Below are 6,756 nucleotides of genomic sequence, written 5' to 3'. Positions count from 1 at the left end.
ACCCCCACCCCCCCCCTAATCATAACGGCCGGATCCCCCACGACCATCACGGAGGCGATGGCGCTGCTGATCGACAACCGGATAAGTTGCCTGCCGGTCGTGAACGATCAGAACGAGATCATCGGCATTATCAGCGACAAGGATATCTTCCGCGCCGCTTACAAAAACCCCGGCGGGTTCACCCGTTCCACGGTAGGTGAACTGATGACGACCAATTTGATTGTCGGGGTGGCCGACGACGAACTCGATTATATCGCCGGTGTGATGACAAACAACCGGATTCGCCACGTGCCTATAGTCGACAACCGCTGTCTGATCGGCCTGCTCTCGCTTGGCGACATTGTCAAATCGCAACTCACGAATATCGAGATTGAAAACCGGTACCTGCGCAAGTACATCAACGACGAGTACCCGGGGTGAGCCGGCGACCACGCCGCCCTGGGGTGGCCCACCCTTTGGGTGGGTTTCAACGTTTGCGAAAAGAGGATTTTCCGTCGGTTGAGTTTCAATTGTCATTGTGGGCGGGATGATGTACCCTCTAGGGTTGGATAGGATCGAACTATGAGGGTGCAGTCCACGAATGTAACGACCCACAGCAAGCTGTGGGCTGCCCGGTGTGGGCCACCGGGGCATCGCTCTCGAAAGCTGTCGGGCAGGGTCGCCCGACAGCACGATCAATCGTGCCCCCCGCCGCTCAGACTTCCATGATCTCCGCTTCTTTGCGTTCCGCCAGGCTGTCGATCCGATTGATATGGGCGTCAGTGAGCTTCTGAATTTCGTCTTTGCCTTTGATGGCGTCGTCTTCAGAGACTTTCTTATCTTTTTCCGCCTTCTTGAGATGCTCGTTGGCGTCGCGGCGGATATTGCGAACGGCCACCTTGCCTTCCTCGGCAAGATGTTTACAGTGCTTTACTAATTCGCGTCGACGCTCCTCGTTAAGAGGCGGGACAACGATTCTGATAACCTGACCATCGACATTGGGATTGAGACCCAGATCAGCCTTGTAGATCCCCTTTACTATATCGCCCACCGTCCCTTTGTCATACGCCTGCACCACCAGGAGCCGCGCCTCGGGCGCGGAGACTGTAGCCAGCTGGTTCAGCGGCATGGTGGTACCGTAGGTCTCCACCCGGACCGAATCCAGCAGGTGCGGCGAGGCCTTGCCGGTGCGCACTCCTCCCAATTCCTTGGTTACCGCTTCGATGGTCTTGTCCATCCGCGCCTTGGTGTCTTTGAGAATTTCGTTCATCATAACGTGAGCCCTCGGTATATGATTAAACGTCCCATTTGGCCACTACGAAATGAGCGTGCCGATTTCTTCGCCGCACACCGCCCTGACCAGGTTGCCCGGCTTGTTCATGTTAACCACGAGCACCGGAATCCGGTTGTCTTTCAGCAGCGATATTGCGGTGGCATCCATCACGCGCAGCTCCCTGGTCAGCAGGTCCATGTAGGTCAGGCGGGGGTAAAACTCGGCCGTGCTGTCCTTTTCCGGATCAGCCGAATAAACGCCGTCGACTCTGGTGGCTTTTATCATGACATCGACCCCGAGTTCCATCGCCCGCAGCGAGGCCGCGGTGTCGGTGCTGAAAAACGGATTGCCCGTTCCGGCGGCCAGGATGACCAGGCGGCCTTTCTCCATGTGGCGGAAGGCGCGCCTGCGGATATACGGCTCGGCGAACGCCTCCATGTGCACGGCCGACATCACCCGCGTGTAGACGCCCAGCTTCTCGAGCGCGCCCATCATAGCCAGCGAGTTGATCACCGTCGCGAGCATGCCCATGTTGTCGGCGGTGACACGGTCCATGCCTCGCTCCGAGGCGTGCAACCCGCGAAAGATGTTGCCACCGCCGATAACCATCGCGATCTGGACTCCAAGGTCCTTTACCTCTTTGACCTGGCGCGCGATACCCTCCAGCGCCGGCGTGTTGATCCCATACCGGTCGTCGCCCATTAGGGCTTCGCCGGAGATTTTCAGAAGGATCTTGTTGTAGGCCGGCTTGGCTGGCTCGGATTCCATATCATTCGCCTAAGCGGAAACGGCTGAATCGCCTGATCTGGATATTTTCACCCAGGGAACCGATCGTTTCCTTGAGATAATCGCTGATGGTCTTGTCGTTATCTTTAATGAAGGGCTGCTCGAGAAGGACAACCTCGGCGAAGTACTTCTCAATGCGGCCATCGGCTATTTTATCGAGAATCTTGTCCGGCTTGCCCTCGTTAAGCGCCTGGGTGCGATAAATCTCACGCTCCTGGGCGATAACGGCCGGGTCGAGGTCTTCACGGCGTACACACAGCGGCGACGACGCCGCGATTTGCATGGCGATGTCACGCGTGAACTGGCGGAACTGTTCCGTACGCGCCACAAAATCGGTCTCGCAGGCGATCTCCACCAGCACTCCGAGCTTGTCGCCGGGGTGGATGTACGAGGTGATCACCCCCTCCGAGGTGTCTCTGCCGGCCTTGGTAGCGGCTTTGGCGATACCGCGCTCCCGCAAAAGCTTGACGGCCTCCTCCAGGTCCCCCTTGGAATCCGCCAGCGCCTTCTTGCAGTCCATCATACCGGCGCCGGTTTTCTCGCGAAGTTCTTTAACCCTGGTGGCTGAAATCTCCATGATGTCTTAACCTTCTCTTTCGAATTCGTCGTAACCGGCGGCCTCGCCGGTTTCCTCCGGCTCCATGGTGTAGGTCTCGAGCGGCTTCTCGCGCTCGGCGTCGACCGCCGCCTCGATCTCGGCCACGGTCACCGCGTCCTGAACCTCGACTGCCGCGTCGACCAGGTCACGGAGGAGGATGCGGATCGACTTAATAGCGTCATCGTTGGCCGCAATCGGGAAGTCGATCATATCGGGGTCGGCGTTGGTGTCGATAATGCCGATAATCGGAATGCCCAGCTTGTGGGCCTCGGCCACCGCGATCTGTTCTTTCTGCGCGTCGATCACTATCACCAGTCCGGGCAGGTAGTTCATGTCCTTTATTCCGCCCAGTACTTTCTGCAGCTTGGCCGCCTGGCCCTCGATACGGGCGCGTTCTTTCTTGGTGAACTTCTCAAGTTCGCCGGTTTCGCGCATCTTCTCGATATCTTTCAGTTTCTTGATCGAGGCCTTGATGGTGTCAAAGTTGGTAAGCATCCCACCCAGCCAGCGCTCGACCACGAAGAAGCCGTTGCACTTCGGAGCCTCTTCGAGAATGACCTCGCGCGCCTGCTTCTTGGTGCCGACAAAGAGGATGGCGCGCCCGGCGCGGACCACCTCGCGAACCTTCTTCTTCGCCTGCTCGAGAGCGTTGACGGTCTTCTGAAGATCGATAATGTAGATGCCGTTGCGCGCCGCAAATATGAACGGCTTCATCTTGGGGTTCCAGCGGCTGGTCTGGTGGCCAAAATGCACCCCGGCCTCGAGCAATTCGCGAATCTTGGGAGTGAACATTTGAATCCTTGAGCTTTTGGTTATACTTCGCCCCGACTTCATCCCCTGAACGCCACCCGGGAATGTTGGGACCGGCGACGGGTCGGTCGGAACTGCTTATTTCCCCGCCCGAAGGCGGGGATGATATTCTTCGACTTCTACTAACGCTTCGAGTATTGGAAGCGCTTACGCGATTTCGGACGACCGTACTTCTTACGTTCGACCTCGCGTGCGTCGCGCGCCAGATAACCGCCCTGCCGCAGCGGTGGACGCAGATCTGGATTATATGCACAGAGCGCCCGGGCAATGGCCAGGCGCAGAGCACCGGCCTGGCCGGAAAGGCCGCCGCCCCGGGCGGAACAGACGAGATCGACCGTCCCGAGCGTTTCGGTCACCTTGAGGGGCTCGGTCGCATGATTGGCCAGCGTCTCCCTGGTCAGATAACCCGAGAGGGGACGACCGTTGACCGTCAAGTCACCCTTACCCGGTTTGAGCATGGCATGAGCTACAGCCGTCTTGCGCCGACCCGTTGCTGAAATAACGTTTTGCTCCATCAATGTCTTACCGCACTTCAGTTGGATAATTTCACTTTGACAGGCTTCTGGGCGGAATGGGGATGTTCGGCGCCCGCATAGACATGCAGCTTTCCGATTTGTTTCCGACCCAGACGATTCTGCGGCAGCATATGCTTGACCGCGATCCAGAATACCCGGTCCGGCCGCTGGCTCATCGCTTTGCCCAGAACGACTTTCTTCAAACCACCGGGGTATCCGGAATAATGATAATACGTTTTCTGACTTAGTTTCTTGCCGGAAAACCGCAACCCGGACGCGTTGACCGCGATCACGTTGTCACCCGTGTCTATGTGCGGCGTGAAGATCGGCTTCTCCTTGCCTCGGAGCAGATTGGCGACCTGGACGGCAGCATGGCCCATGGTGATACCCTCGAGATCCACGAGATACCACCTGCGGTCTTTCGGTTCGATTTTAGGCACAATTGTCTTCATAACGTCAACCCGTTGGGGCACTCCATTTTTCAAAAGCCTGCAAATATATGCCCTTTCAACTTCGTGTCAAGGTCTCCCGTTGAAAATCGTCAGCAATCGAAAACTCCACCCGTACGGACTCGGCGCCAAGCTAACATACTGTATCACAGGGACTTATACTACCGGCGGCTAACCGATCTACGTCCGCGGCCATCACCAGTCCCACCCCAAAACTCCAGATTTTGAGAGAAAAATCATTCGGCTTTGACGCGGGTTGAATCGTCCGAGTCACTTCTTCTTGAGCGACCGAACCAGTACGAGCTTATACCGACGGTCGTACTGGCCACCCTTGGAGCAGTAACCGCACGACGCCATGACCAGTCGTTTCTGGCGCGGGAAGTCGGTACCGCAACTGGGGCACTCGTAGACATACGTCGGCGGCCGCCCCAGGAGCGGGTGGGTGCGCGCTTTCACCGATGCCCCGATCCTCTTCGCCTCAGCCTGGAAGCTGGCATCATGTTTCAGATGCACGAGATGGATCATCTCATGTTTGAGCGTGTCGGCGATTTCCTCCGGAAAGAGCTCATGATAACGGCGGCTGATTCGAATCAGTTTGAGTTTGGGGAAAAACGCGCCCGCGGTGGTCATACGGCTGGAGTATTCGATCCGCGGACGGCGTAGTCGCCCGCGGAAGTAGAGCCAGTTGTAGTGATCGAACAGCTGGCAGAGTTGCTCTTCTGACGGCAGTTGCTCCCCGTTCACAGGTATATGCCGGTCGACCAGCGACGGCACGGGCGACACCTCTGCGAATCGAGTGATCTTGGAATACAACGTGGCCGGCGCCGGCACCTGAACGTTGTCCGGGCGGAACAGGTCGAGATTTAGCGATGACGCGGCTCGGAGTTGTCTCTTGTTTCGATTGCCCATGGTCGCTGGGAATGTTTCCAGTGGCATAAGATAGCATATCGGCCGCCCACCGGCAAGGGTAAACCGAAAAACCGGGACAGGAAGACTCGGGCCTTGTAGGGCAGGTTTGCTTCAAACCTGCCACCTCAATTCAATGTTTCTCGCAAGATTGAACTTGACGACCTAGCCCGAATAATCCACCTTTTGCTCGGGTGCGGGCGAGTCAGGCCCGGCTTGGAGTTAACATATGCGTGTCACCAAGGGATTGTTTTTTGGAGTAGTGGCTACCGGTCTCGGACTGGCCTGTCTCTGGCCGTTCGGTTGCGACGACGGCCCCACCAAACCACCGCCAGTAGAGGCGAATGATTACCCCGTCTATTTCTGCAACTCGGTGAATTCCACTCTTTGGATTTTCCATCCTCTTACGCTCGAGCTTGACAGCATGGTCGTACCGTACGAAGGTGAGATGCGAAGCGTAACGGTGTCAGCTGATGGCAAGCAACTCTACTTCACTCAGCGAGATCGCGTGCTGGTGCTTACCGCCGACTCGCTTCAACTAGTGGCTGAATTGCCGTACGGCGCCTGGTTTGGCGCGGCGGTCTCCCCTGATGATCGCTTGCTGGCGATCATGGGCCAAGATTTCTATGTCCTGAACACTACCGACTGGTCCGTGGTGTTCTCAGACACGACCAGGCTGCACGATGGGATCTTCTCCAGCGACAGCCGGACTTTCTACGCCGGCCATGTCGATGGGGGAGAATTCTATAATAGCGTAGCGTGGGTCAGGCCGCTCGACCCCGATGCGCAGCTGCAGCGCTACCAGCTACCGGGGCCGCCCATGCAGATTATACCGACTCCCAGTAATCGAAAGTTGCTCGCTTACCTACTGCATCGGTTTGTAGTATACGACATAAACCTCGATTCAGTTACTCACGAGACCGTCTTGTGGCCGGGAGCCGGGTATCTCGCTATGGCCCCGGAGGGAAAACTAGCTTTTTTCAGCAATCCATCGACGCCCCACGGGGAGCTGGGGACCAACGAATTGTACGTATTTGATGTCCGTGCCAACTATGTTTGCGATACGGTTAGGATAGACAGATTTCTTGATTCTCTCACGTGGCCGGTGTGGGGGGTAGGCAGCATGGTTGTTACACCTGACGGTCGCTGGCTCGCGGCCCTCAATGCCAGCATGGGGCCGCGCATTCTCTTTCTGTATGAAATACGGCAGCGAGAGGCCGTTTATGCGCATGAGTTCGGCTACAATCATTGGTTTGGGAACATATCGGTGCAGCATATGAGATAAAGAAGAGAACCATAAGACACAGGAGGGAATTATGCGTAAGCGTACGGCAGTCGAAATCTTAGTCATCGTAGTACTTTTCACACCAGCAATCACTCAAGCGCAACATTACTTCAGCGGGGGAATGGAAACTCCCCTGAAGATCGACCAATCAAAGG

At 56.9% G+C, this 6,756-nt stretch carries 9 protein-coding genes; 2 read left to right on the top strand and 7 right to left on the bottom strand.

Annotated features, from left to right (window positions below; all coding sequences use genetic code 11):
* Nucleotides 1-420, top strand: a 420-nt coding sequence (locus tag AB1772_04825) for a CBS domain-containing protein (protein MEW5795666.1), incomplete at its 5' end; no start/stop codon positions are given.
* Between the two features lie 274 nt (nt 421-694).
* On the opposite strand, the gene frr is transcribed toward AB1772_04825, so the two are convergent.
* The 7 genes from frr to AB1772_04790 form a co-directional block, all read right to left on the bottom strand.
* Nucleotides 695-1,252 carry a ribosome recycling factor gene (gene frr, locus AB1772_04820; protein MEW5795665.1) on the bottom strand — a complete coding sequence of 186 codons (558 nt, stop codon included), beginning with the start codon at nt 1,250-1,252 and terminating at the stop codon, nt 695-697.
* A gap of 42 nt (nt 1,253-1,294) precedes the next feature.
* Nucleotides 1,295-2,020, bottom strand: a complete 726-nt coding sequence (gene pyrH / locus AB1772_04815) for a UMP kinase (protein ID MEW5795664.1) — start codon at nt 2,018-2,020, stop codon at nt 1,295-1,297.
* 1 nt (nt 2,021) lies between these two features.
* Complete coding sequence (tsf, locus tag AB1772_04810) at nt 2,022-2,615, bottom strand: translation elongation factor Ts (GenBank protein MEW5795663.1); 594 nt, start codon at nt 2,613-2,615, stop codon at nt 2,022-2,024.
* 6 nt (nt 2,616-2,621) lie between these two features.
* On the bottom strand, nt 2,622-3,428 hold the full coding sequence (rpsB, locus tag AB1772_04805; GenBank protein ID MEW5795662.1) for a 30S ribosomal protein S2: 807 nt from the start codon (nt 3,426-3,428) through the stop codon (nt 2,622-2,624).
* A gap of 140 nt (nt 3,429-3,568) precedes the next feature.
* The gene (rpsI, locus tag AB1772_04800) at nt 3,569-3,961 is read right to left on the bottom strand and encodes a 30S ribosomal protein S9 (GenBank protein MEW5795661.1); all 393 of its coding nucleotides are present in this window, start codon (nt 3,959-3,961) and stop codon (nt 3,569-3,571) included.
* A gap of 17 nt (nt 3,962-3,978) precedes the next feature.
* Entirely contained in the window at nt 3,979-4,413 is a 435-nt protein-coding gene (gene rplM, locus AB1772_04795; protein MEW5795660.1) for a 50S ribosomal protein L13, read from the bottom strand.
* A gap of 267 nt (nt 4,414-4,680) precedes the next feature.
* Complete coding sequence (locus AB1772_04790) at nt 4,681-5,346, bottom strand: SprT-like domain-containing protein (GenBank protein MEW5795659.1); 666 nt, start codon at nt 5,344-5,346, stop codon at nt 4,681-4,683.
* Between the two features lie 199 nt (nt 5,347-5,545).
* Between AB1772_04790 and AB1772_04785 the strand changes: the two genes are divergently transcribed.
* Nucleotides 5,546-6,601: a hypothetical protein gene (locus AB1772_04785; GenBank protein MEW5795658.1), complete on the top strand. Its 1,056-nt coding sequence runs from the start codon at nt 5,546-5,548 to the stop codon at nt 6,599-6,601.
* Nucleotides 6,602-6,756 lie beyond the last annotated feature (155 nt).

The sequence above is a fragment of the Candidatus Zixiibacteriota bacterium genome (assembly GCA_040752815.1).
Taxonomy (GTDB): domain Bacteria; phylum Zixibacteria; class MSB-5A5; order GN15; family FEB-12; genus JAGGTI01.
This window is presented reverse-complemented; position numbering and strand designations above follow the sequence as displayed.

Coding starts and splice junctions, on each gene's coding strand:
- frr (MEW5795665.1), bottom strand. CDS start 1,252: ATGATGAACGAAATTCTCAAAGACACCAAGGCGCGGATGGACAAGACC.
- pyrH (MEW5795664.1), bottom strand. CDS start 2,020: ATGGAATCCGAGCCAGCCAAGCCGGCCTACAACAAGATCCTTCTGAAA.
- tsf (MEW5795663.1), bottom strand. CDS start 2,615: ATGGAGATTTCAGCCACCAGGGTTAAAGAACTTCGCGAGAAAACCGGC.
- rpsB (MEW5795662.1), bottom strand. CDS start 3,428: ATGTTCACTCCCAAGATTCGCGAATTGCTCGAGGCCGGGGTGCATTTT.
- rpsI (MEW5795661.1), bottom strand. CDS start 3,961: ATGGAGCAAAACGTTATTTCAGCAACGGGTCGGCGCAAGACGGCTGTA.
- rplM (MEW5795660.1), bottom strand. CDS start 4,413: ATGAAGACAATTGTGCCTAAAATCGAACCGAAAGACCGCAGGTGGTAT.
- AB1772_04790 (MEW5795659.1), bottom strand. CDS start 5,346: ATGCCACTGGAAACATTCCCAGCGACCATGGGCAATCGAAACAAGAGA.
- AB1772_04785 (MEW5795658.1), top strand. CDS start 5,546: ATGCGTGTCACCAAGGGATTGTTTTTTGGAGTAGTGGCTACCGGTCTC.